At 35.9% G+C, this 21,140-nt stretch carries 33 protein-coding genes and 1 pseudogene; 21 read left to right on the top strand and 13 right to left on the bottom strand.

Annotation, left to right across the window (positions count from 1 at the left end; all coding sequences use genetic code 11):
- The first annotated feature begins 128 nt into the window (after positions 1 to 128).
- The 9 genes and pseudogenes from KPL75_RS07825 to KPL75_RS07785 all read left to right on the top strand — a co-directional run bounded on the left by KPL75_RS07825 (position 129) and on the right by KPL75_RS07785 (position 4,472).
- Positions 129 to 332 (top strand): DUF3929 family protein, encoded by a 204-nt coding sequence (locus KPL75_RS07825; RefSeq protein ID WP_000262495.1) that lies wholly within the window; start codon positions 129 to 131, stop codon positions 330 to 332.
- A 70-nt stretch (positions 333 to 402) separates the two neighbouring features.
- Entirely contained in the window at positions 403 to 594 is a 192-nt protein-coding gene (locus tag KPL75_RS07820) for a hypothetical protein (RefSeq protein WP_002160499.1), read from the top strand.
- A 116-nt stretch (positions 595 to 710) separates the two neighbouring features.
- Entirely contained in the window at positions 711 to 1,085 is a 375-nt protein-coding gene (locus KPL75_RS07815) for a GntR family transcriptional regulator (protein ID WP_219920165.1), read from the top strand.
- Positions 1,086 to 1,090: 5 nt separating this feature from the next.
- Positions 1,091 to 1,963: an ABC transporter ATP-binding protein gene (locus KPL75_RS07810; protein ID WP_219920163.1), complete on the top strand. Its 873-nt coding sequence runs from the start codon at positions 1,091 to 1,093 to the stop codon at positions 1,961 to 1,963.
- On the top strand, positions 1,944 to 2,612 hold the full coding sequence (locus tag KPL75_RS07805) for an ABC-2 transporter permease (RefSeq protein ID WP_219920161.1): 669 nt from the start codon (positions 1,944 to 1,946) through the stop codon (positions 2,610 to 2,612). Before KPL75_RS07810 ends, KPL75_RS07805 begins: the two co-directional genes overlap by 20 nt.
- 14 nt (positions 2,613 to 2,626) lie before the next feature.
- Entirely contained in the window at positions 2,627 to 3,259 is a 633-nt protein-coding gene (locus tag KPL75_RS07800; RefSeq protein ID WP_219920159.1) for an ABC-2 transporter permease, read from the top strand.
- Between the two features lie 29 nt (positions 3,260 to 3,288).
- Positions 3,289 to 3,423 (top strand): annotated as a pseudogene (locus KPL75_RS07795) (ABC-2 transporter permease); the annotation flags it as partial.
- A complete protein-coding gene (locus KPL75_RS07790; RefSeq protein ID WP_219920157.1) occupies positions 3,407 to 4,033 on the top strand; it encodes an ABC-2 transporter permease in 627 nt (208 codons plus the stop codon). The pseudogene KPL75_RS07795 and the gene KPL75_RS07790, both read left to right, overlap by 17 nt.
- Positions 4,034 to 4,280: 247 nt before the next feature.
- Positions 4,281 to 4,472: a hypothetical protein gene (locus tag KPL75_RS07785; RefSeq protein WP_219920155.1), complete on the top strand. Its 192-nt coding sequence runs from the start codon at positions 4,281 to 4,283 to the stop codon at positions 4,470 to 4,472.
- Between the two features lie 10 nt (positions 4,473 to 4,482).
- On the opposite strand, the gene KPL75_RS07780 is transcribed toward KPL75_RS07785, so the two are convergent.
- The 5 genes from KPL75_RS07780 to KPL75_RS07760 form a co-directional block, all read right to left on the bottom strand.
- The gene (locus KPL75_RS07780; RefSeq protein WP_193656123.1) at positions 4,483 to 4,740 is read right to left on the bottom strand and encodes a DUF3975 family protein; all 258 of its coding nucleotides are present in this window, start codon (positions 4,738 to 4,740) and stop codon (positions 4,483 to 4,485) included.
- A gap of 15 nt (positions 4,741 to 4,755) precedes the next feature.
- A complete protein-coding gene (locus tag KPL75_RS07775; protein WP_002122482.1) occupies positions 4,756 to 5,070 on the bottom strand; it encodes a DMT family transporter in 315 nt (104 codons plus the stop codon).
- Between the two features lies 1 nt (position 5,071).
- Positions 5,072 to 5,404, bottom strand: a complete 333-nt coding sequence (locus KPL75_RS07770; protein ID WP_219920154.1) for a DMT family transporter — start codon at positions 5,402 to 5,404, stop codon at positions 5,072 to 5,074.
- Positions 5,405 to 5,475: 71 nt separating this feature from the next.
- Complete coding sequence (locus KPL75_RS07765) at positions 5,476 to 6,057, bottom strand: TetR/AcrR family transcriptional regulator (protein WP_199708804.1); 582 nt, start codon at positions 6,055 to 6,057, stop codon at positions 5,476 to 5,478.
- A 100-nt stretch (positions 6,058 to 6,157) separates the two neighbouring features.
- Positions 6,158 to 7,135 (bottom strand): LacI family DNA-binding transcriptional regulator, encoded by a 978-nt coding sequence (locus tag KPL75_RS07760; protein WP_219920153.1) that lies wholly within the window; start codon positions 7,133 to 7,135, stop codon positions 6,158 to 6,160.
- A 314-nt stretch (positions 7,136 to 7,449) separates the two neighbouring features.
- Between KPL75_RS07760 and KPL75_RS07755 the strand changes: the two genes are divergently transcribed.
- Positions 7,450 to 7,986, top strand: a complete 537-nt coding sequence (locus KPL75_RS07755; RefSeq protein WP_219921081.1) for a DNA polymerase III subunit delta — start codon at positions 7,450 to 7,452, stop codon at positions 7,984 to 7,986.
- A gap of 36 nt (positions 7,987 to 8,022) precedes the next feature.
- Here the strand turns inward: KPL75_RS07755 and KPL75_RS07750 are convergent, their stop codons facing one another.
- Positions 8,023 to 8,406 carry a rhodanese-like domain-containing protein gene (locus KPL75_RS07750; RefSeq protein ID WP_071747101.1) on the bottom strand — a complete coding sequence of 128 codons (384 nt, stop codon included), beginning with the start codon at positions 8,404 to 8,406 and terminating at the stop codon, positions 8,023 to 8,025.
- Between the two features lie 170 nt (positions 8,407 to 8,576).
- Here KPL75_RS07750 and KPL75_RS07745 point away from each other — a divergent pair, with 170 nt between their 5' ends.
- Complete coding sequence (locus tag KPL75_RS07745; RefSeq protein WP_002167688.1) at positions 8,577 to 9,413, top strand: lipoate--protein ligase family protein; 837 nt, start codon at positions 8,577 to 8,579, stop codon at positions 9,411 to 9,413.
- A gap of 28 nt (positions 9,414 to 9,441) precedes the next feature.
- On the opposite strand, the gene KPL75_RS07740 is transcribed toward KPL75_RS07745, so the two are convergent.
- The 3 genes from KPL75_RS07740 to KPL75_RS07730 form a co-directional block, all read right to left on the bottom strand.
- Positions 9,442 to 10,284: a hypothetical protein gene (locus KPL75_RS07740; protein WP_219920151.1), complete on the bottom strand. Its 843-nt coding sequence runs from the start codon at positions 10,282 to 10,284 to the stop codon at positions 9,442 to 9,444.
- A gap of 200 nt (positions 10,285 to 10,484) precedes the next feature.
- Positions 10,485 to 11,156 (bottom strand): DUF1129 domain-containing protein, encoded by a 672-nt coding sequence (locus KPL75_RS07735; RefSeq protein ID WP_219920150.1) that lies wholly within the window; start codon positions 11,154 to 11,156, stop codon positions 10,485 to 10,487.
- A 5-nt stretch (positions 11,157 to 11,161) separates the two neighbouring features.
- Positions 11,162 to 11,479, bottom strand: a complete 318-nt coding sequence (locus KPL75_RS07730) for a PadR family transcriptional regulator (RefSeq protein ID WP_002160515.1) — start codon at positions 11,477 to 11,479, stop codon at positions 11,162 to 11,164.
- A gap of 156 nt (positions 11,480 to 11,635) precedes the next feature.
- Between KPL75_RS07730 and splB the strand changes: the two genes are divergently transcribed.
- The 3 genes from splB to KPL75_RS07715 all read left to right on the top strand — a co-directional run bounded on the left by splB (position 11,636) and on the right by KPL75_RS07715 (position 13,936).
- Positions 11,636 to 12,661, top strand: coding sequence for a spore photoproduct lyase (splB, locus tag KPL75_RS07725; protein WP_219920149.1), 1,026 nt, complete (start codon positions 11,636 to 11,638; stop codon positions 12,659 to 12,661).
- A gap of 145 nt (positions 12,662 to 12,806) precedes the next feature.
- Positions 12,807 to 13,235, top strand: a complete 429-nt coding sequence (gene mntR / locus KPL75_RS07720; RefSeq protein WP_071747095.1) for a transcriptional regulator MntR — start codon at positions 12,807 to 12,809, stop codon at positions 13,233 to 13,235.
- A gap of 53 nt (positions 13,236 to 13,288) precedes the next feature.
- The gene (locus tag KPL75_RS07715) at positions 13,289 to 13,936 is read left to right on the top strand and encodes an HAD family hydrolase (RefSeq protein WP_219920147.1); all 648 of its coding nucleotides are present in this window, start codon (positions 13,289 to 13,291) and stop codon (positions 13,934 to 13,936) included.
- Positions 13,937 to 14,014: 78 nt separating this feature from the next.
- Here KPL75_RS07715 and KPL75_RS07710 read toward each other — a convergent pair whose 3' ends face one another.
- Both KPL75_RS07710 and KPL75_RS07705 read right to left on the bottom strand, forming a co-directional pair.
- On the bottom strand, positions 14,015 to 14,416 hold the full coding sequence (locus tag KPL75_RS07710; protein ID WP_002145785.1) for an SA1362 family protein: 402 nt from the start codon (positions 14,414 to 14,416) through the stop codon (positions 14,015 to 14,017).
- 79 nt (positions 14,417 to 14,495) lie between these two features.
- Positions 14,496 to 15,416, bottom strand: a complete 921-nt coding sequence (locus KPL75_RS07705; RefSeq protein WP_002015047.1) for a DUF1385 domain-containing protein — start codon at positions 15,414 to 15,416, stop codon at positions 14,496 to 14,498.
- Between the two features lie 244 nt (positions 15,417 to 15,660).
- Between KPL75_RS07705 and KPL75_RS07700 the strand changes: the two genes are divergently transcribed.
- Genes KPL75_RS07700 through efp form a run of 4 tightly spaced genes read left to right on the top strand, consistent with a single transcriptional unit; the run spans position 15,661 to position 18,287 of the window.
- Complete coding sequence (locus KPL75_RS07700) at positions 15,661 to 16,146, top strand: YqhR family membrane protein (RefSeq protein ID WP_002111770.1); 486 nt, start codon at positions 15,661 to 15,663, stop codon at positions 16,144 to 16,146.
- A 55-nt stretch (positions 16,147 to 16,201) separates the two neighbouring features.
- A complete protein-coding gene (gene aroQ / locus KPL75_RS07695; protein WP_219920145.1) occupies positions 16,202 to 16,642 on the top strand; it encodes a type II 3-dehydroquinate dehydratase in 441 nt (146 codons plus the stop codon).
- A gap of 4 nt (positions 16,643 to 16,646) precedes the next feature.
- Positions 16,647 to 17,708, top strand: coding sequence for a Xaa-Pro dipeptidase (gene pepQ, locus KPL75_RS07690; RefSeq protein ID WP_219920143.1), 1,062 nt, complete (start codon positions 16,647 to 16,649; stop codon positions 17,706 to 17,708).
- Between the two features lie 21 nt (positions 17,709 to 17,729).
- Entirely contained in the window at positions 17,730 to 18,287 is a 558-nt protein-coding gene (efp, locus tag KPL75_RS07685; protein WP_002111767.1) for an elongation factor P, read from the top strand.
- Between the two features lie 37 nt (positions 18,288 to 18,324).
- Here efp and KPL75_RS07680 read toward each other — a convergent pair whose 3' ends face one another.
- On the bottom strand, positions 18,325 to 18,645 hold the full coding sequence (locus tag KPL75_RS07680) for a hypothetical protein (protein ID WP_219920141.1): 321 nt from the start codon (positions 18,643 to 18,645) through the stop codon (positions 18,325 to 18,327).
- On the bottom strand, positions 18,626 to 19,204 hold the full coding sequence (locus tag KPL75_RS07675; RefSeq protein ID WP_219920140.1) for a GNAT family N-acetyltransferase: 579 nt from the start codon (positions 19,202 to 19,204) through the stop codon (positions 18,626 to 18,628). The genes KPL75_RS07680 and KPL75_RS07675 overlap by 20 nt, the downstream gene beginning before the upstream one ends.
- Positions 19,205 to 19,385: 181 nt before the next feature.
- Between KPL75_RS07675 and KPL75_RS07670 the strand changes: the two genes are divergently transcribed.
- The 3 genes from KPL75_RS07670 to spoIIIAB are packed head-to-tail and all read left to right on the top strand — an operon-like array spanning position 19,386 to position 21,130.
- Entirely contained in the window at positions 19,386 to 19,667 is a 282-nt protein-coding gene (locus KPL75_RS07670; RefSeq protein ID WP_000816054.1) for a YqhV family protein, read from the top strand.
- A gap of 27 nt (positions 19,668 to 19,694) precedes the next feature.
- Positions 19,695 to 20,621, top strand: a complete 927-nt coding sequence (gene spoIIIAA, locus KPL75_RS07665) for a stage III sporulation protein AA (RefSeq protein ID WP_071747087.1) — start codon at positions 19,695 to 19,697, stop codon at positions 20,619 to 20,621.
- Positions 20,615 to 21,130: a stage III sporulation protein SpoIIIAB gene (spoIIIAB, locus tag KPL75_RS07660; RefSeq protein WP_002111763.1), complete on the top strand. Its 516-nt coding sequence runs from the start codon at positions 20,615 to 20,617 to the stop codon at positions 21,128 to 21,130. The genes spoIIIAA and spoIIIAB overlap by 7 nt, the downstream gene beginning before the upstream one ends.
- Positions 21,131 to 21,140: the final 10 nt, after the last annotated feature.

The raw sequence follows: 21,140 nt of genomic DNA, 5'->3' as shown, positions 1-21,140 counted from the left end.
AGTATTTATTTTTGTTAGAATTTTATTGAAATTAAGAAGATGTGATGAGGTAGAAATTACTCATTTTTATGTATATGTGAAAAAACGAGCAAGGCGGGGGTGGAAGCGTGGGATATCGATGCTATAGAATGGTATACCATTTAGAAAATGGAGAAACAATTAAAGATGTAAAAGAATTTTGTTACAGAGACCAAGGAAAAGTGTTAGAAAGAGTAGCGCACCGTGTAATGGATAATAGAGAAGTGACAGCGATTGATAAACAAGGAACAATCATTTCAATAGCGTGTGAGGACATTGTAAAGGTAGAACTTGATTACATAACAGAAAGTTAACCTTGAGTCATATCGAATTATTCGATACAATATACTGTTGAATGGTGAAGTGAGAAGAGAGGAGTTTATAATGGATAATACAAGACACTTTTATATGTTTATTTTAGCGTTTGTTCTTGTTGTGGCGTTAACGATTTATTTAATTGTTGATAGCAGCTGGTACAATACAGTTCATCCGGCATTCCTTCTGTTTATGTATGTAGGAATTGCGGTTGTTAGTTTCGGAATGAGAGACGAGATGTTAGATCGCTTTGAAAAGTGATACATATACGAAAGATCAACAGGAAAATGTTGGTCTTTTTTTCTTGCCAAAAATAGGATGTTGTGTATATACTGTGTATATAAGGTATACACAGTATATACACACTGGAGGAAAACATGAATATTATTATTTCGAATTCTTCCCAAGACCCTATTTATGTGCAAATAAGAAAACAATTAAGCCAGCTTATTTTAAATGGTGGTTTAAAGGGGGGAGATAAGCTACCGTCTATTCGTAGCTTAGCGAAAGAATTACAAATTAGTGTAATTACAACGAAGCGTGCGTACGAGGAGCTGGAAAAAGAAGGATATATAGAAACTGTTGCTGGGAAGGGGACTTATGTTTCACGTAAAAATAATGAAATATTAAAAGAACAGCGGTTAAGTCTATTGGAAAGTAAAGCTGAAGAAATCGTAAAAGAAAGTAAAGTGTTGCACCTTTCACTTGAAGAATTACAACAGATGATTGCGTGTTTATACGAGGGGGAATGAGAAAGATGTTAGAGCTAAAAAACGTTTGTAAAAGTTATCAAGATTTCTCAGTGAAAAATATAAGTTTTACGCTGCCACGTGGATATATTATGGGATTTGTCGGACCGAATGGAGCCGGGAAAAGTACGACAATCAAAATGATTATGAATTTAATTAGAAAAGATAGTGGCGATATAAACATTTTTGGCAAGGACAATAAGAAAGCTGAAAAGGAAATAAAGCAAAATATCGGTTTTGTATATGATGAAAACCATTATTATGAAGATTTAACGTGTGAGCAAATGAAGCGTATTATTGCACCGTTATATAAAAAGTGGGACGAAAATCAGTATCAATCGTATATGCAGAGATTACAGGTTCCAAAGTATAAAAAAATTAAAGAGTTATCTAAAGGGATGAAAATGAAGTTTGCGATTGCCATCGCGCTCTCACACCACGCAGAGTTTATCATTATGGATGAACCGACAGCAGGATTAGATCCAGTTGTACGGAGTGAATTACTTGATATGTTGCAAGAAATTGTAATGGAGGATGAAGTATCTGTATTATTCTCAACGCACATTACGACAGACTTAGAACGTATTGCAGATTATATTACGTTCATCAATGATGGAGAAATTATATTTACTGGTGAGAAGGACGAATTAATGGAGAACTACGTAATCGTAAAGGGAAGTAATGATTTATTAGATCGAGAAGGAAAAGAGCTATTTGTTGGATTACGAAAAAATAAGTTTGGTTTCGAAGGTTTAGCGAAGGATAAACAAGCAATTATAGACTGGTTTGGAAATGAGGTTGTACTAGAAAAGCCTAAATTAGATGACATCATCGTATACACTGCGAAAGGGAGAGGTGCCTATGCGTCAGCTCATATATAAAGATTTGTTCTTTTTTCGGGTAACGTGGTTAGTGAATTTTGTTATGCCTCTTTTGTTCTTTATGTTAGAGCCAAGTGGTGAATTGTTATTTCCGATGAGTTGTTTATTTATAACCCTTTCCTCGGTTATGACGTTAATCTTTATGGATGAAAGGAATAAAAGTGACATTTTTATAAATAGTTTACCGGTAAGCCGAAAGGATATCATCATTGCTAGATATATTTCCTGTGCAATATTCATTGTTGGTGGCATACTCTCTACGATGTTAGTTGTTTTTCTTATGAGAGGCATTGTGGTCATTGGTGATATCGGTGCCTATCATCCTAATCTATACATTGAAATTCCATGGTATGAAGTAATAAATGGAGCTGTTTACGCCTTGTTTTTTGTTGTGATACTTTTCCCTAGTTATTACGGTACAAAATCGAAGGTAGTAAGAAGTATAGTATCAGCAGCATCAATGGGAGTGGGTGTAATTTTTTGGATGTTTATTAGTGATGGGCTGAATGAAACAGCACCTTCATTCATTGAGTGGATTATGAATCCTATGCATATTGGTGTATTTATAGTTGGATTCATTACATTAGTTAGTATTTACATTGCTTCTATGTTTCTTACAATTAAAATTTATGAAACGCGTGATTTATAGAGAGGAGAATTCAGATGCAACAGTTGATTTTGAAGGAGTTTTTCTTACAAAAGAAGATGTTTCCTTTCTATTTTTTAATACCCATTTTATCTATTTTTAAGAATTCCGTCGAACCAATGGGGATTGCAATAGGATTATTTATAACATGTAGTACGATTATATATATTTCTTTTTATTATGACGAGAAAAGTAAAGCAGAAAAAGTATTAGTGAGTTTGCCTATAACAAGACAAGAGATAGTTATAGCTAAATATATTTCAAGCACATTATTTATTATGGCTGGTTTGAGTGCAACTTTTATAGTCGTAATATTAAAAAATATTTTGTTGGACAGGGATATAGTTATGCCTGGATATGCAGTGTTTTCAGCAATAGTAGCAACTTTAATTTATTGTGTAGTAACGATACCTACTAATTACATTGGGGGATATAAAGCTATTACTGTCTTGAATGTGATTATGCTTTTTCCTTTAATGGGTATGATTGGTCTTATGTGCAATGTTTTTGGTGATAAAACAATTATGTTAAAAGTACTCCACTCTCAAGAGGCTACACTAGCAATGAGTGTTCTTGGTATCGGAGTATTAGTAAGTATAGTCATATCAATGTTTCTCTCAATGAAAATGTTTCAGGAGGCAGAGTTATAGAAGGGACATTTTCATATTAGGAGGGGTGAAACGTATGGTTAGATGTAGAGAATGTTTGGAGCACGAGTCTAGTCGTAAATGGTTGTTTTATAGTAGGACTTCTTCTTTTATATATTATGTCAATGGTACTCTCAATTAATTTGTATAATGAGCGTGATTTGTGAGGGGAGGAGAATAGTTTTGAAACAACTTATTTTAAAAGATTTCATCGTTCAATGGAAATTTTTAATTTGGTACATACTGTATCCTGTTTTCTTTTATATGGTCTTAACAGATACGAAAAATTTATTCATAATTATGTCAGTAATTTTTACAGTCGGGGCAACAGTAAAAATATTTGAAGCAGATAGTAAAAATGAGAGTGAAGTTATATTAAGTAGTTTGCCAATATTGAGAAAACAAATTGTGTGTGCGAAATATATAGTAGCAATTATTATTCTTTTCATAAGTGTAACGATTGGTTGTTTCACGATGGGAATGAAGAATGGAGCTAATGTATTTGGATTTATTGAAACGACAGTGGTTGCTAGTATTAGCTTTACTTTAGTGTATTTAAGCTTTGTTTTACCGATATCGTTTTGGTTAGCATATAAAAAAACTGTTTTTATTACGATATTCATATTTATAGCACCGATTGTTATTGTAGAGACGTTCTTTCAAATCAACCTGGAACAAATTCAACTATATAACAGCGTGTTATTCGTTAGTTCAATATGCATGTTCATAGTATCTGCCTTCGTTTCAATAAGAGTATATGAAAAAAGAGAATTTTAAAAGGTGCCTCGTAAAAGGCACCTTCTTCAATAACGACAATACGAGAGCAAAAGTTTATACAAAGAAACGCTATTAGGTACATCTTTCGGAGTATGTAATATAAAGCTGAAAACGATAACGAGAATGAGAAAGAGGAAAAATAAAAATAGGATTTGTTTATGTATAGAATTCTGCATACTATCCACTCCTTTTTTAGGTAGTATGTCCAAAAGAAAGAAGGGTATGAAAAATTTTAGGAGGGAGAATGATGAAAAAAAGAAAATGGTTATATAGAATAGGAGTACTTTTATTTTCAATTGGTCTCATATTAGCAAATTTTTACTCAGATATACCATCGCCATTTCCTAATTTGCATAAAGGGATTGGTATGAGTGTTGTCGTAGTTGGTCTGCTTTGTCTTATCGCATCAAACTTCTATAGAAAGTCTGAATCAATATAAAAAAGGACAGTTACTCTTTTTCAGAGTAACTGTCCTTTTTAAATAACTTGTTCCATAGCTTGGCGATACTCCATATAATCACGATTGTAATGGAGGCAATAATTGACCAAGCGATAGATGCAATTTCAAGTGCCATGTTAGGAAGGAATGTAAGAATGGATAATACTTTATGAAACAGCCATTCTATTATATGAAAACTTATTTGCAATAGAATGACGATCCCAAGTGTGATCCATGTTAAGATTTGTTTTCCTTTTTCTTTCCACATGACATTCACCTCACGTTAGCCTAATAGTTTTAAGCCAACAGCACCGCATAGAATGCAGCTTAAGAAGGCAAGGCGGCGCCAATCCGCTGACTCGCGGAAAATAAGAATACCTAGAAGTGCACTTCCGGCAGTTCCGATTCCAGTCCAAATTGCGTAAGCAGTTCCCATCGGTAATGTGTCCATTGCAAGAGATAAGAAGAAGAAGCTTACGCCAAAGTTAGCGATTAAAATTACTTTTGGTGCCCAGCCTTTCTTTTCAGTGGCTACTTTCATAAAGAGTACACCAACAATTTCACAAATACCAGCTAGAATTAAAAATACCCAAGCCATTTTATGCAGCCTCCTTCGCTTCTTTTTCTTCTGTTACTCGTTTTAAGCCGATTACTCCGAAGAAGATTAAACCGATTAATAATACTTTTACGATAGAGAAAGGTTCTCCGAAAACGAAAATCTCTGTCAGAACGATTCCGCCAGCTCCAATTCCTGTAAAGACTGCGTATACAGTACCTACAGGTAAATCTTTATAAGCTCTAAATAATAAGACGAAACTAATTGTGATTAATAGAGCAACACCTATCCACTCAAGTGGTGTCTCCGCGTGTTTTAGTCCAATCACCCAAAAGATTTCAATAATACCAGCTATGATTACATAAATCCATGCCATATGTCATTTCTCCTTCCTACCAGTCGTTAGGTAAAGGGCTTAAAAACGACGCATTGCAAAGGAGCAATCCGTCAGTTTGAAAGTCCGCGCCAAAATACTTTCCAAGAAGCTTCTAAACGTGTCTCAAAACGATTTAAACCTGCGTATAGTAGTTCAACCATAAGGCCGTCAAGTAAGCATAAAAAAGCCTCCAAAGCGTCTTTTACTTCAATGTTATGCAATTCATCTTGTTCGCTTGCTCTTTTAAACACAGGGAATAAAAGTTTTCCGACGTTTTCAATGTGTACATTCGCTTTATCAATAATTTGTTCGCGGAATGCATCCGGCGGAAAATAAGAAGTTCGTAACCAAAACATTGATTCTTCACTTTCACCAAATCTTTTCGCATAGCCTTTTAACAAATTTAAGAGCAATTCTTCAGTAGACGATTTTGAAAAATTTTCGATATCGTCTGTGAAGCTCTGCAAATCTTTTTGAAGAGCTGATTCTAAGCATGTAAAATATAGCTCTTCTTTACCTTTAAAGTGTGCGTAAATCGATGGTTTTTTAATCCCAACTTCTTGAGCAATATTTGCTAATGAAGTTCCTTCGTAGCCGTAGCGTGCGAAATGAGAAAGTGCTACAGCTTTAATGCGGTTTGCTGTCATTTCCATCCCCCTACCTACCGTTCGTTAGGTTAATTATATGAGATTAAAAATATAAAGTCAATAGGTGAAGAGTTGAAAAAAAGAGCGCTATAATTAACGCTCCTTTTCAGACTGTTTTTCGTTCAATTAAATGGAATGAAAGTTCTTCTGAGTTCCCAATAATTTGTTCGTTTTGCCTCTGTTTATGGAATAAAGAAAAAGCACGTGATCCCATCGTGAGACCGGGATGTTCAATAGTTGAAATTTCTAATGCTTTTGAAATTTCGTGGTTATCAAATCCCAGGATAGCGAGGTCTTCAGGTATGCGAATGCCATGTTTTTTTGCCTCTGTTAATAAACCAGCAGCTACTTGATCGTTCGCTGTGAAAATAGCAGTTGGACGATTTTTCATGTTTAAAATACGATGAAGTATTTTTGCCCCGTCCTGCATCGTATAACATTGATGAAAAATCCAATCAGGATGTACTGTTTTTCCTTCGTGACGAAGGGTATCGGCGAAAGCCTTTTCACGTTCAATCGAATTTACACTTGTTTTTCTTGCTAAACAAATGCCGATTTTTTCATGACCTTTACTTAGTAAATATGCAGTACCGAGACGGAATCCTTCGTAATGATCTACATAGACAGATGAAATGAGGGAGTGGTTCATTTTTTCACATGAAATAATAGGGGCAAATTTTGCGAACGGTTCAATTTGTTCCCATGAACTCGTGCGAGAGCAAATAATCATCCCGTCGAATTGCTTCATTTTCATCATTTCAAGAACGCGAATTTCTTCAATACTATCGTAATTTGTTTGGCATAAATTAATGTGATATCCAGCTGCTAACGCTTCGTTTCCGATTCCTTCAATAATGGTACTGAAGTAAGGGACATTAATGAAAGGGAGCATAACCCCAATTGTATATGTTTTGCCCTTTATTAAATGAATAGCATTAATATTTTTTGCATAGTTCAATTCTTCAACTGCATCTAGAACACGCTTACGCTTTTCTTCTTTTACGTAAGGATGATTATTCAGGACACGAGAAACAGTTGATATAGATACACCAGCAGTTTTTGCAATTTGTTTTATATTGGCCATATGTATCACCTCTTTACTTAATTATAAGGGGAAAATAATAAGAATGAAAAAATCTTGACCTGAAAAGCTTTTCACAATCTATGTTATAAGCATGACTTCTGTTATTCGCGTAACCTTTTTATTTGGGCGTAAGAATAGAGAGGTCTTTTTTATGTCTGCAAAGAATTTTTGTCAAAATGTGTGAGAATAACGTGGAAAGTTTTCGGAGGAGGTGTTTGATAACGAAGCGAATAGAAGAGAGTATAAACGCTTCGTTCGTTAAGAGAGCGGTATGAAAGGGCGGAAACAAATTGAAAAAAGGAATCATTTGTTTCGTGTTTTCTAGTGTAATACTTAGCTCATGTTCATTTCAGCAAACGATACAAGAAGAAAAAACATTTGTAGGAACAACAGGAGGGGCTAAGGACCGTGTTACTGATCCGATTCCGCTAAAGGAACTTCCAAAATATTTTCCGGCGAAGTTTAAAGTTCCAACGTTTTTACCTTATGACATTACGAGTGATGTGCAGGGAGAGGTAAGAACGATGGGAAAGAAGAATGCTGTCTTAACGATTAAATATAAGCAACAAGAGAAAGGAAGGCATGATTATATAGAATTAACAGTGGCCAACTTTTCTTACAGCTTTCCATACCTCGTAGAAGAGAATCGATTTCAAGAACAAATGAAATTGAATAATGGAGCACCTGCTTATTTTAAAAATAAGGATGATTACGAGCGAGGGGACGAATTTGCTACGCTTATATGGAAAGAGAAGGGGATTGAATATCAGCTATTATATCGTAATGTAGATGAGAAAGATGAAGATGTGATTAAACAAAATCTACTGTACATTGCAAACAATATGGAATGAAAAAACTAGCTGTATCGTGCAGCTAGTTTTTGTATGTTATTTCTTTTTAATTTTGCCTGACCAAGATTTAAATCCACCTTTTAATTGGTAGAAATCTTTGTAGCCTTGTTTTTTTAAGTATTGAGCTGCACGACCTGTACGGAATCCGCTTTGGCAATATAAATAAACAGGTTGATCTTCGCGAAGTTCTTTGTAGCGAAGGCGAATTTGTGATAATGGAATGTTACGCGCACCTAAAATATGTCCCGCGTTAAATTCATCCGCTTCGCGAATATCGATAAGCTGTGCTTTACGGTAGCCAGCGCGAAATTCTTCTTCTGAAAGTGTTTTAATTAATTTTTTCTGATAGAAATACATCCATACAGTGTAGCCGATGAATGCTGCAATTGCGGCTAGTATAATAATCAAGTTTGTTGACACGATTCTATCGCTCCCTTTTTTCTTATCCTACTTTCAATATTATAATGCTCATATGTATTTATGCAACAGATTCATTTGTATATAAGAAGAAATTTCGTATTCTTTCACAAATTTTGTCGAATTTGGTAGACTAGAGGATGTGAAAAATAATTGGTTATATGAGGTGCAGGATGGGAAAAGAAAAATGGTGTTATATTAACTCTGGTCAATGTTCACCAGCATTTAATATGGCGTTAGATGAATGTTTATTAAATTGGCAAAGTGAAAAGAAAATGCCACCAACAATTCGTTTTTACGAATGGGAAGTACCAACATTAACAGTCGGGTATTTCCAGCGTGTTGAAAAAGATATAAATATGGATGTAGTTAACGAAAAGAAATATGGATTCGTTCGTCGTCAAACAGGCGGCAGGGGTGTACTACATGACAAAGAATTAACGTACAGTGTTATTGTGTCTGAAGATCATCCAAATATGCCAAAAACAGTTACAGAAGCATACCGCGTTATTTCGCAAGGCTTATTAGACGGTTTTAAGGCATTAGGATTAGAAGCGTATTATGCAGTTCCGAAAACAGAAGAGGATCGTGAGAATTTAAAAAATCCGCGTTCAGGAGTATGTTTTGATGCACCATCTTGGTATGAAATTGTAGTTGAAGGAAGAAAAATCGCAGGTAGTGCTCAAACACGTCAAAAAGGTGTTATCTTACAGCACGGTTCGATTCCGTTAGAAATAGATTTAGATGAGTTATACGATCTATTTTTATTCCCGAATGAACGTGTAAAAGAGCGTATGAAAAACATGTTTTCTTCTAAAGCGGTAGCGATTAATGAATTAACAGACCGTACATTTACGATTGAACAGTTAATTAAAGCGTTTGAAACTGGATTTGAAAAAGGTTTAGATATAGAGCTTGTGCCGTATGAACTAACAGAAGAACAGCTTCATGAAGTTCAAACTTTAGCAAAAGAGAAGTACGAAAGTAATGAATGGAATTATAAAAAATAAGGAGATGGCAACCGCCATCTCCTTATTTTTATAGTAAATTAAGTACTTTTTCTACTTTGATTCCTTTATCTTGTAAAGAACGAAGGCGATTTACAGCGTCCATAATTTCTTTGTCGAATGTAACGCTAATACCTTGGCTTTGTAGCTCTTTTTTTAATCCTTCAATAGAATCATCTATGTCGATGCCAAGCTCGTAATCTTGACAAACTTCAATTGTCTTTTTCACAAGTTTAACATAATTTTCTTGTAGTTTTGTATTTGTTTCAGTCAAAGCAGGTTGTTTCGGTTTTACAGGAGTAACCGGTGCTGTCTCTTGCTTTGTAACTGGAGTAGGTACTGCTTTTTTCATAGGTGCTGGAGTAGATAGTTCTACAGCTGCTTCAACACTTACTGACTTCGGCGTTGGTACCGGAGTAGGCTTAGGTGCTACAGCAGGTGTTTCTACACGCATAACAGGTTTAGGAGCGGGTGTAACTGCTTTAGGAGCCTCTACAACTACTTCTTTGTTCGGAGTAGCTTCTACAACTGTTTCTTCTTGCTCAGCAGCTTCTTTATTTTCTTTGCTCCACATAACGCGTTCAATTTCTAGAGAAACATTGTTCTTATTCATCGCTGTTAATGTAACTTTACCAACTTCCGCGTTCCCAGTGAAATCAACAATTTTATAAATAACACTCTTGTTCCAATCCACGTTTCCGCTCAAAAATAATTCTTCGTTACATTTCGGCGTTAAGCCCTCGATTTTAATTTCTGCGTTTACACCGTTTTCACTATATACCATAATTAGCGAAGCATTTACATCTTCGTCTGCTAACATTAGTTCACGTACCATTTTGCCGGTGCGTACTTGCGTTTTCTTCTTAACTGACATCAAATTTCTCCTCTCAAAAACTCAGTAATAATAAAAAAATCGTATAACGAAAAATAATTGCTCACGAAGATTTATGATACCGATAATAAAAGCATCACGTCAACAATTAACTTTAATTATTTTGCATTTTTCTTATTTTCTTTATGAAATTTTTCAATTTGTAAAATTAGACAGAAGAAAAACAGCCTTTTGAAAGGCTGTTAAAAATTTGATTTTTTGTATAGTAATTTATATAAAATATAAAATAGAATAGCGATTAAAGTGTTTTGCCAAAAGGTTAGATGATAAATGAGATAAGGTTGTTTTCTAAAGTAGAAATTTAAAAATACAGCTGAACAAAATGGAGTAGCAAATGCAAATCCAAATAGAATCCTTCTTTTCCAATTCATCGTTTGATCAAAGGAATAGCGCTTTAATAAATATAAAATGAAAAGTATGCCTAGCATAATAAGTGAAACGAACAAAGTGGTTCCAGGGATGCTAAAAGCTGGGCTTAATTGTTCGATATTCTTCCCGAAGATTAAAATGAAAGTCGAAACAAGTGCATCCATTCCAAACTGTATAGCAAGAAGTAAGCTAATAACAAAACCGATTAAAGAGGTTTTTTCTAGCTTTGTTTGGGTTGGTAAAGCTGATATAAGTTCATCACAGTAAGATCGTAAATCATTTCCGAAAATAGCATAAGCATTTTTATTTTCTGCTTGTGCTTCGATGAGATGATCTAATATTTCTAATAAAAGTTCTTCTACTTGATGTTCGGGTACGTTAGATAACCGAAGATATACTAACATATCACCGTAAGCAGCTTCGTTTTCAGGTGTTAGAAATTCACGTTTTTTATTGTTCAATTCAACCATGTCTTGCGCCCTCATCCTTATCACTCCCCTTGTAATAAGTTGTTTACCGTCGTTGAAACCATTCCCCAGCTTTTTTTAAATTCTTCAAGCTGTTCTAATCCTTTATCAGTTACGTGATAATATTTTCGCTTCGGTCCAAGAGAGGAAGCCTTTAATGTACCTTCAATAAGTTTCTCTTTTTGCATGCGTAACAATAAAGGATAGATGCTTCCTTCACTTACGAATGTAAAGCCGTATTTATTTAATTTTGTACTTAGTTCATATCCGTACACTTCTTCTTGTGAAATGATATATAGAATGCAACCTTCTAGTACACCTTTTAACATTTGGCTGTGCATGATTTCACCACCTTTTATCCAGGTAACTTGCCTTGCAAGGTAGCTGTTATCCAAATTATAACATTCAGTAACTTGTAAAGCAAGTTACTGAAGTGGAAAACTTTAATGTGTGTTAATTTTTCTTTGTTTCCCATACTAACGAGAGGAGGGAAGTATATGAAACCGTTTATGCCAAAACTCGTTTACTTTGAACCGAGGGCACTCGAATATCCGCTTGGAAAAGAGCTGTATGAGAAATTCACGAAGATGGGATTAGAAATTCGTGAAACGACATCACATAATCAAATTAGAAATTTACCAGGCGAAAATGATTTGCAAAAGTATCGTAATGCAAAGGCGACACTTGTCGTTGGGGTGAGGAAGACGCTAAAGTTTGACACGTCAAAACCGTCAGCTGAATATGCAATCCCGCTTGCAACAGGGTGTATGGGACATTGTCATTATTGTTATTTGCAAACGACACTTGGGAGTAAACCTTACGTAAGGGTGTATGTGAATTTAGATGAAATATTTGAGAAGGCAAAGCAATATATGGATGAAAGGGCCCCTGAAATAACAAGATTTGAAGCGGCGTGTACATCGGACATCGTTGGAATTGATCATTTAACACATGCATTAAAGCGGGCGATAGAGTTCATCGGAGAAAGTGAATATGGACGTTTACGTTTCGTTACGAAATATTCACACGTCGATCATTTATTAGATGCAAAGCATAATGGGAAAACACGTTTTCGATTTAGTATTAATTCACGTTATGTGATTAAAAATTTTGAGCCGGGGACATCATCGTTTGAAAAACGAATTGAGGCGGCACGTAAAGTAGCAGGAGCTAATTATCCACTTGGCTTTATTGTTGCACCAATGTATATGCATGAAGGGTGGGAAGAAGGATACCGTGAATTATTTGAGCGCTTGTACAATGAGTTGAAGGATATGGTAATACCAAATTTAACATTTGAATTAATTCAACATCGTTTTACGAAACCAGCCAAAAAAGTTATTCAAGAGCGTTATCCGAATACGAAACTTGAAATGGATGAAGAGAAGCGGAAATATAAATGGGGACGATACGGTATTGGGAAATATGTATATCAAAAGGATGATGCAGAAGTGCTGGAGGCAACAATAAGAAGTTATATACATGAGTATTTTCCTGATGCAGAAATTCAATATTTTACATAAGGGGAATCTGTATGCGAATATGGATTCTTTTTTTGTTTTATATATTTAGGCTCGTTTCCACCTTGTCACGTTATTCTTTCTGGTGTATCATTTTATTGATTGCTTCGTACGGAATAAGCAAAATGAAATTGGATGGAGGAAACCGATGCCTACCCCTAGTATGGAAGATTATATTGAACAAATTTATTTGTTGATTGATGAAAAGGGTTATGCCCGTGTATCTGATATTGCTGAAGCGCTTAGTGTACATCCATCCTCTGTAACAAAAATGGTACAAAAATTAGACAAAGACGAATATCTAATTTATGAAAAATATAGAGGGCTTGTATTAACATCAAAAGGTAAAAAAATCGGAGAACGTCTCGTATATCGTCATGAATTGTTAGAACAGTTTATGCGCATTATCGGTGTGGATGAAAGCAAAATTTATAATGATGTAGAAGGAATTGAACATCATTTAAGTTGGGAATCAATTGACCGTATCGGTGATTTAGTACAATACTTTGAACAAGATAAAGTTCGAGTAGAAACACTTCGTGGTGTTCAAAAAGCAAATGAAGAGAAAAGTAATTAAGGGGAACGTGTGGCGTTTCCTTTTTTATTTCAATCGAAAAGGACGGGAGAATAATGAAAGCAATTATTTTTGATTTTGATGGATTAATTGTGGACACAGAAACAATATGGTTTCACTCTTTCAGAGATGCTGTTCGTGAATACGGCGGCGAGTTACCTTTAGAGGAGTTTGCAAAATGTATTGGAACGACAGATGAAGTGCTTTATGCATATTTAAAAGAGCAATTAAAAGAAAAATTTAACGAGCATGCATTAAAGGAAAAAGTAACAACTTTACATAAAGAGAAAATGAAAATACCAAAAGCGCGTGACGGGGTAAAAGAATATTTAGAAGAAGCGAAAGAACTTGGATTGAAAATCGCATTAGCCTCTAGTTCATCTAGGGAGTGGGTCGTTCGTTTTTTAGAAGAGCTACAAATTAGAGATTATTTTGAAGTGATTAAAACGAGAGAAGATGTAGAGAAGGTAAAACCAGATCCAGCCCTTTATAAAGTTGCGATAGAAGAATTAGGAATTGAACTGTCAGAAGCTGTTGTATTTGAAGATTCATTAAATGGATTGAAAGCAGCGGTTGCAGCAGGATTAAAATGTGTCGTCGTACCTAATGATGTGACAAGAAATTTACAATTTGAAAACCATAACCTTCGTATCGAAAGTATGAAAGAAAAAAGTTTGAAAGAAGTGCTTCAACATATGAAGTGAAACTTTAATCAGTAGGGAGGCTCATTTTCCACTGATTATTAGCCCTGTACCAACCGGGATAAAAAAAGACCGTATTTCCTAAAAGGAAGCACGGTCTTTCTTTTTGTTTTTCTTACCTTCAATGACAGTTAGGTGAGATTGTTTTCTTTTTCTTTTCAACGATGGAGAATGACCCTTTTTTTCCTTGTCATCAGAAGCATTTCGTTTCAAGAAAGAATTGCTTAGGGGTGCTACGTTTTGTTTCCCGTGTTTGCGGTTCGATTGTTTTGCAGCGCGCTTATATGAGCTTTGCGAATTTGCAGAACCACTAGAATTTGTAAACATCTTGTATAGCAAATAAAAGATACCGACAACAAGTAACATGTACCCGATATTTCTTAATACTCCCATTGGATCTGTAATAACAGATGAAACAAGGCCGAATATTGCTAATCCGATAATAAGCACAAATATAGCGAATGTAAACGAACGACCGTTCATAAGGGACACCTCCTAAAAACATATATTAAAATTAGTATATTAACGATGAGGAAAGGAGTTGAACACCATTTTTAAATAATTATTGTTTGTTTTCTAAACGTAATAATTCTTCAAACGATGCGATTGCAACTTCCGCTTGATCATCTGTTGGTTCTTTCGTTGTTAATAGTTGCAGCCATAATCCTGGATATCCAAGTACTCGTAAAACAGGGACATCTCGTAATCGATTGGTAAATTGTAATACTTCAAAAGAAATACCGAGAACAACCGGAATTAATAAAATTCGGTTTACTACCCTTGCCCAAAGCGGATCTGTAGGGACGAGGAAATAGACAAACATTCCAATAATGACCGTAAATATAATAAAGCTACTGCCACAGCGATAATGGAGGCGAGTTTGCTTTTGAACATTTTCTACAGTCAGTGGAAGATTATTCTCATAAGCATTGATTACTTTATGTTCCGCACCGTGGTACTGAAATACCCGCTTAATAAGTGGGGTTAAAGAAATGAAGTATATATAGCTCAATAATAGCATGAGCTTAATGACACTTTCGACAATGATTTGCCCTGTATGAGATGGGAAAATCGGTCTCGTTAATTCAGCTAAAAGTGCAGGAACTGCTGTGAAAATTACTTTACCGAATATGAACGATAAAACGCCAACTGCTGCAACTCCTAATACCATCGTTAATTTTGATTGTTCTTCTTTTTTATTTGCAAGTTGTTCATCTTCTTCTGGGTGGACATCAAATCGTTCTGAAGCAAAGTTTAAATGTTTCGCTCCATTCGCACTTGCATCCACAATAGCGGCAATACCTCGTAAAAATGGAATTTTCTTTAGTAGAGATAATGCTTTATTACGAACGCGTGGTAAACGATAAAATTCAATCGATTTATCTTTACGACGAACCGCTGTAACAGTATATTCTCTACCGCCAAACATAACTCCTTCTATGACTGCCTGCCCGCCATATATTTGTTTTGACTCTTCTGCCATGTTAACACCAACCTGTATTTGTTTCTCTCTTATGTAGAAAAAGAGGCAATTGTCATACTTGGTTCTGTCATCTTGAAATAAGACAATCACCGAGTTTCCTTTATTTTATCGACAAATACAGGTAGATGACAAGTGAAAATGTTACGAGAGTCGGACATTTCTTATTCTTTTTATAGACAAATTTTGCAGGATTTAAACATGCTTCAAAATAGTTTCGGGCATACTATGGAGCGGAGGTGTCAATGTGAATCAAGAACAATCAACAATAAGAAATTTTGTACAAATTGGTTTATTTGGTGGCTTATTTTGGGGAGGTATATGGTATTTTCTTCATATATTCTCATTTACAGAAGCTGGCCCTAACTATTTACTTTTACCGTTTGCATTTGGAGATTGGAAAGAAGGGGTTTGGGGGAATGTACTAGGTATCGTTTGTATGGGACTTCTTTCAATTTTAGTGGCATTTCTCTATAAAGCTCTTTTTAAAAAGTTTGAAGGAGTATTACCTGGCGTACTGTACGGTTTATTTTGGTGGGCATTATTATTTTTGGGGATGGGGCTAATGGCACCAGTTATTAAAAGTGCACTCCATTTACCGAAAGAAACAATTGTAACAACAGTATGTATCTTTATATTATATGGTGTTTTTATTTCGTATTCTGTAGCATTCGAATCGAATAATACAAATAGAGGAGAAGGGATCGAGAAGACGAACTATTCAAATAAGTGATTCCTATGTTAAAATGTCGTATAGACATTCTTTAATATTAAGGAGTTTTAAGAAAATGAAAAAGTTACTCCTCGTAAACGGTCCTAACCTAAATCGTCTTGGCGTTAGGGAAGTAAATGTATACGGAAAAGGAACGTTAGCGACGCTGGAAACAGATATGAAACAAGAAGCAGAAAAAATGGGAGTGGAATTAGAATGTTTCCAATCGAATCATGAAGGTGCTCTTATTGACATCATTCATGAAGCTGAAGATATATATGAAGGAATCATTCTAAATCCGGGTGCATTTACGCATTATAGCTACGCGATTCGGGATGCTATCGCAAGTGTTTCGATTCCAGTTATTGAAGTACATATTTCTAACATTCACGGGCGTGAGTCGTTTCGTCATGAATCTGTGACAGCGGCTGTTTGTGCGGGACAAATTGTTGGATTTGGTTTTTATGGTTATAAGCTAGCGTTATTTGCATTAATGGAGAAATTGAGGGAGGCATAAAGTAATGGAAAAGATCGAGAGATTAAGAAGTGCGTTTGATGAGGCTGGTATTGACGGTATCGTATTAACGAATGAACATAGCCGTAGATACATGGCGAATTTCACGGGAACAGCTGGCGTTGTACTAATTTCAAAAGAGCGTGCTCTATTTATTACAGATTTCCGTTATGTAGAGCAAGCTAGTAAGCAAGCGGTTGGATACGAAATAGTGCAGCATTCAGGAATAATTCTTGATGAAGTTGCGAAACAAGTTAAAGAACTTGGAATTCAAAAGCTAGGCTTTGAGCAAGATACTCTTACATATAGTTCTTACGTAACGCATAATGAAGCGATCGAAGCTGAATTCATCCCAACTTCTGGGCTTGTAGAAAAGTTACGCTTGATAAAGACTGATTCAGAGATTAAGATATTAAAGGAAGCTGCACAGATTGCAGATGCTGCCTTTGAGCATATTCTATCATTCATTCGCCCGGGAGTATCTGAAATTGAAGTGTCAAATGAACTTGAATTTTTCATGAGAAAACAAGGAGCAACATCTTCTTCGTTTGATATTATCGTTGCTTCAGGTCTTCGTTCGGCATTACCGCACGGCGTGGCATCTGAAAAAGTGATAGAAAAAGGAGATTTCGTTACATTAGACTTCGGCGCTTATTACAAAGGATATTGCTCTGATATTACTCGTACGATTGCAGTCGGTGAACCATCTGATAAATTAAAAGAAATTTATCAGATGGTTTTAGAAGCGCAACTATGTGGTGTGAACGGTATTAAAGCTGGTTTAACGGGTCGTGAGGCTGATGCATTAACGCGTGATTACATAACGGAAAAAGGATATGGTGAATACTTCGGACACTCTACTGGTCATGGAATCGGTCTTGAAATCCATGAAGCACCAGGTTTAGCGTTCCGTTCTGATACAGTACTTGAACCAGGTATGGCTGTAACAGTAGAACCAGGTATTTATATTCCAGGTGTTGGCGGGGTACGTATTGAAGATGATATCATTGTAACAAGTGAAGGTAATGAAGTAATAACGAAATCACCAAAAGAACTTATTATTTTGTAATACACAGGAGGATTTTTTTACATGATTTCAGTAAACGATTTTCGTACAGGTTTAACAATTTCAGTGGACAATGCCCTTTGGCAAGTAATGGATTTCCAACACGTAAAGCCAGGTAAAGGTGCTGCATTCGTTCGCTCTAAACTACGTAACCTTCGCACAGGATCTGTTCAAGAGAAAACATTCCGTGCAGGTGAAAAAGTAGAAAAAGCACACATCGAAAACCGTCGTATGCAATACTTATACGCGAGTGGTGAGTCTCACGTATTTATGGATAACGGAACTTATGAGCAAATCGAACTTGGCGAAAACCAAATCGAGCGCGAACTTAAATTCTTAAAAGAAAACATGGAAGTATCTATTATGACATACCAAGATGAAGTACTTGGTGTTGAACTTCCGAACACAGTTGAATTAAAAGTTGCAGAAACAGAGCCTGGTATTAAAGGTGACACGGCTTCTAACGTAACAAAACCAGCTAAATTAGAAACTGGTCTTGTTGTACAAGTACCAATCTTCATTAACGAAGGCGAAATGCTTATCATCAACACTGGTGAAGGTAAATACGTTTCTCGTGCATAGTAGAAAAGCACTCGTGATTATCACGAGTGCTTTTCTTTTATAGGAAATAGGGAAGATAGTAAATTGCGGTTATAACAAAACTAACTGTGACGAGTGAAAGGGTACCCGTAATATATGGAGTCAAAACAATTTGAAATGGTCGTATTTCACCAGTTTCAACACCGGTAAAAGTTTTATTCGTTGCATGATCCATATTGTTATTTCTAAAGGTACTCATAATAATTAACCACGTAATTGCAAATATTGCTAGACTGCCAAGGAAAAAGCTCTCCATAAATGACCAGCCGACCATTTTTGAAAAAAGATAAATAATAGCTAATTCTACTACAATTGTTAAACTAATTTTCAATCCCTTCATATTTTCCCCCCTCATTTTGTACTTCTAACCAATTTGAAAATTTTTCGCATGATACAACATGCAGTACGCAAGGTGATTCTACTTCTTTCTCCAAAGCAGCATGTACGTCTGGAAACTTGTTTTCCACATGTAATGAAATATAAGGTAATTTCTCTTGTGCTTTTAAAGAGCGAATGTTAGTCGTTTTAGCACCAGCGAATACGTATGTAAGTTGCAAGTCTAAAAAAGCGATTTTAAAGATCTCTTTTTTAGCAGCTTCGTTATATCCTCTTCCCCAATAGTGATAGCCGAGCCAACTCCCAATATGCGAGTGCTTTTGTTCGTAATTAATATGTTTAAGTGTCGTGAGGCCGATTATTTCATTTTCTTCGTTTACAATCACTCTTGATAGGGAGTGATTTTTTCGTTCCTCTTCCATTGCAAAAAGAATGAATGTCTTTGTATCTTCCGCTGATTCTACTTTTAGCCCTAATGCATTTTTTACATGTGGATCGCTTGATAGCTCAAAAATAACGTTTGTATATCGTAAATTGAGTGGTAATAAAGTAACTTGCTTCATCGTCTATGCTCCTTTTTTATTAAATATACCATAAAGCAATATGAATATTCAGATTTCAAAAAAGTTGATAGAGAAAAATTATGTTTTTACTTCTGAAATAGACAACCCCTGCATATGGTTGTACAAATATATTCTTTTTCAGAATAAGGAACTAGTAACTGTTATGGGAGAAGGTGGGAGAATGAAACAGTGGCTAGCGGCCATGGAAACATCCGTGCTTGTTATGGGGTTACTTCGGTTGTTTTCAGGTAGCGCGGAAATATTCGCCGCTTTGCTTATGCTTTACGTGAATGATGCGAAAAAAGCATTGTTTATAAATGGTATGTTGGCGTTTGTTGGACCAACCGTATTAATTTTAACAATGACAATTGGCATAGCGAGTGTAGCAAGTGAGATTTCTTTCTTGAAACTCTTTTTTCTAGCACTTGGAATTGGCTGCATTTTTATCGCGTTGTTGAAATAGTAAGTCGAGTATAGTGGGGAGAAGCTTATGAAAGAAGTATTAGAAGTATTACCGAAAACGATGAAACAGTTAGTTGAAGGTTGTAAGCAATACGATTCTCTAGAGGAAATTCGCGTTCGAATTGGAAGGCCACTAGAGTGTATCGCACATGGAGAAGTGTTTTTTTATGACTATGTTGCTACAGCGGAAGATGCAATTTACTTATTGAATAAATTGAGTCAATTTTCGATTTATACGATGGAAGAGGAATTGAAACGTGGATATGTGACACTACGAGGGGGACATAGAATTGGCCTGGCGGGAAAAGTCATTACAGAAAAAAGTGCGGTGAAAATGATCCGGGATGTCTCTTCGTTTAATATTCGTATTGCTCGTCAAAAAATAGGGATTGCTGAGCCGCTTCTGCCATACCTTTATGCATCAAGATGGTTAAACACGATGGTAATTGGCCCACCACAAACGGGGAAAACAACATTATTAAGAGATGTGGCACGCTGCATGAGTCAAGGTGTTAGTGCTTCGGAAATTCCTTCTTGTAAAGTGGGGATTGTTGATGAACGATCAGAAATTGCCGGCTGTGTGAAGGGGATTCCGCAATATGACTTTGGCACGCGAGTAGATGTATTAGACGCTTGCCCAAAAGCTGAAGGAATGATGATGATGATTCGTTCTATGAGCCCAGATATTTTGATCGTAGATGAAATTGGACGTAAAGAAGATAGTGAAGCGATTATGGAGGCGGTGCATGCAGGCGTTCAGCTTTTTATAAGTGCACACGGATTTTCTTATGATGATGTTGTGAAGCGTCCATCGCTGCAGGCGGTGCTGGAACTTGGCGTATTTGATAGGTTTGTGGAATTGTCAAAGGCGAGAGGACCAGGAACGGTTATGCAAGTGAAAGATAAATATGGCAAGCCAGTATTACCGCATAGAAAGGCTCAAGGCGTATGGTAAAAATATTTGGTGCGGTATTAATAGTTGCGGTCAGTACCTTTTTCGGATTTTCATACGCTAAACGATACAGCGAGAGACCGCGGCAACTTAGGTTATTGAAGGCAGCGTTGCAATCATTAGAAGCTGAAATTATGTATGGACACACGCCGTTATCTGAGGCTGCAGAGCGTTTAGTCAAACAAATGCCGAAGCCATTAAATTGGATATTTCAAAGCTTTTCGAAACGGCTAGAGGGCGGGGAGCAAACAGTTAGAGAAGCTTGGATTGATAGTTTAAAAGAGAACTGGACGTTAACGGCGTTTAAACAAACCGAGTATGAAATACTGCAACAATTTGGTGAAACACTTGGACAACATGATCGTGAATCACAGCAAAAACATATTCGCTTATGTATTACACATTTGGAGAGAGAAGAAGGAGAAGCGAAAGCATTACAACTACAATATGAAAAAATGATAAAGAGTTTAGGGGTACTAGCAGGGCTACTTATTGTAATTTTACTGCTATAGGGGGGAGAAA

It is taken from the genome of Bacillus sp. NP247 (assembly GCF_018966865.1).
Lineage (GTDB): Bacteria > Bacillota > Bacilli > Bacillales > Bacillaceae_G > Bacillus_A.
The sequence above is the reverse complement of the archived record's forward strand: the minus strand, read 5'-3'. Positions and strand labels throughout refer to the sequence as shown.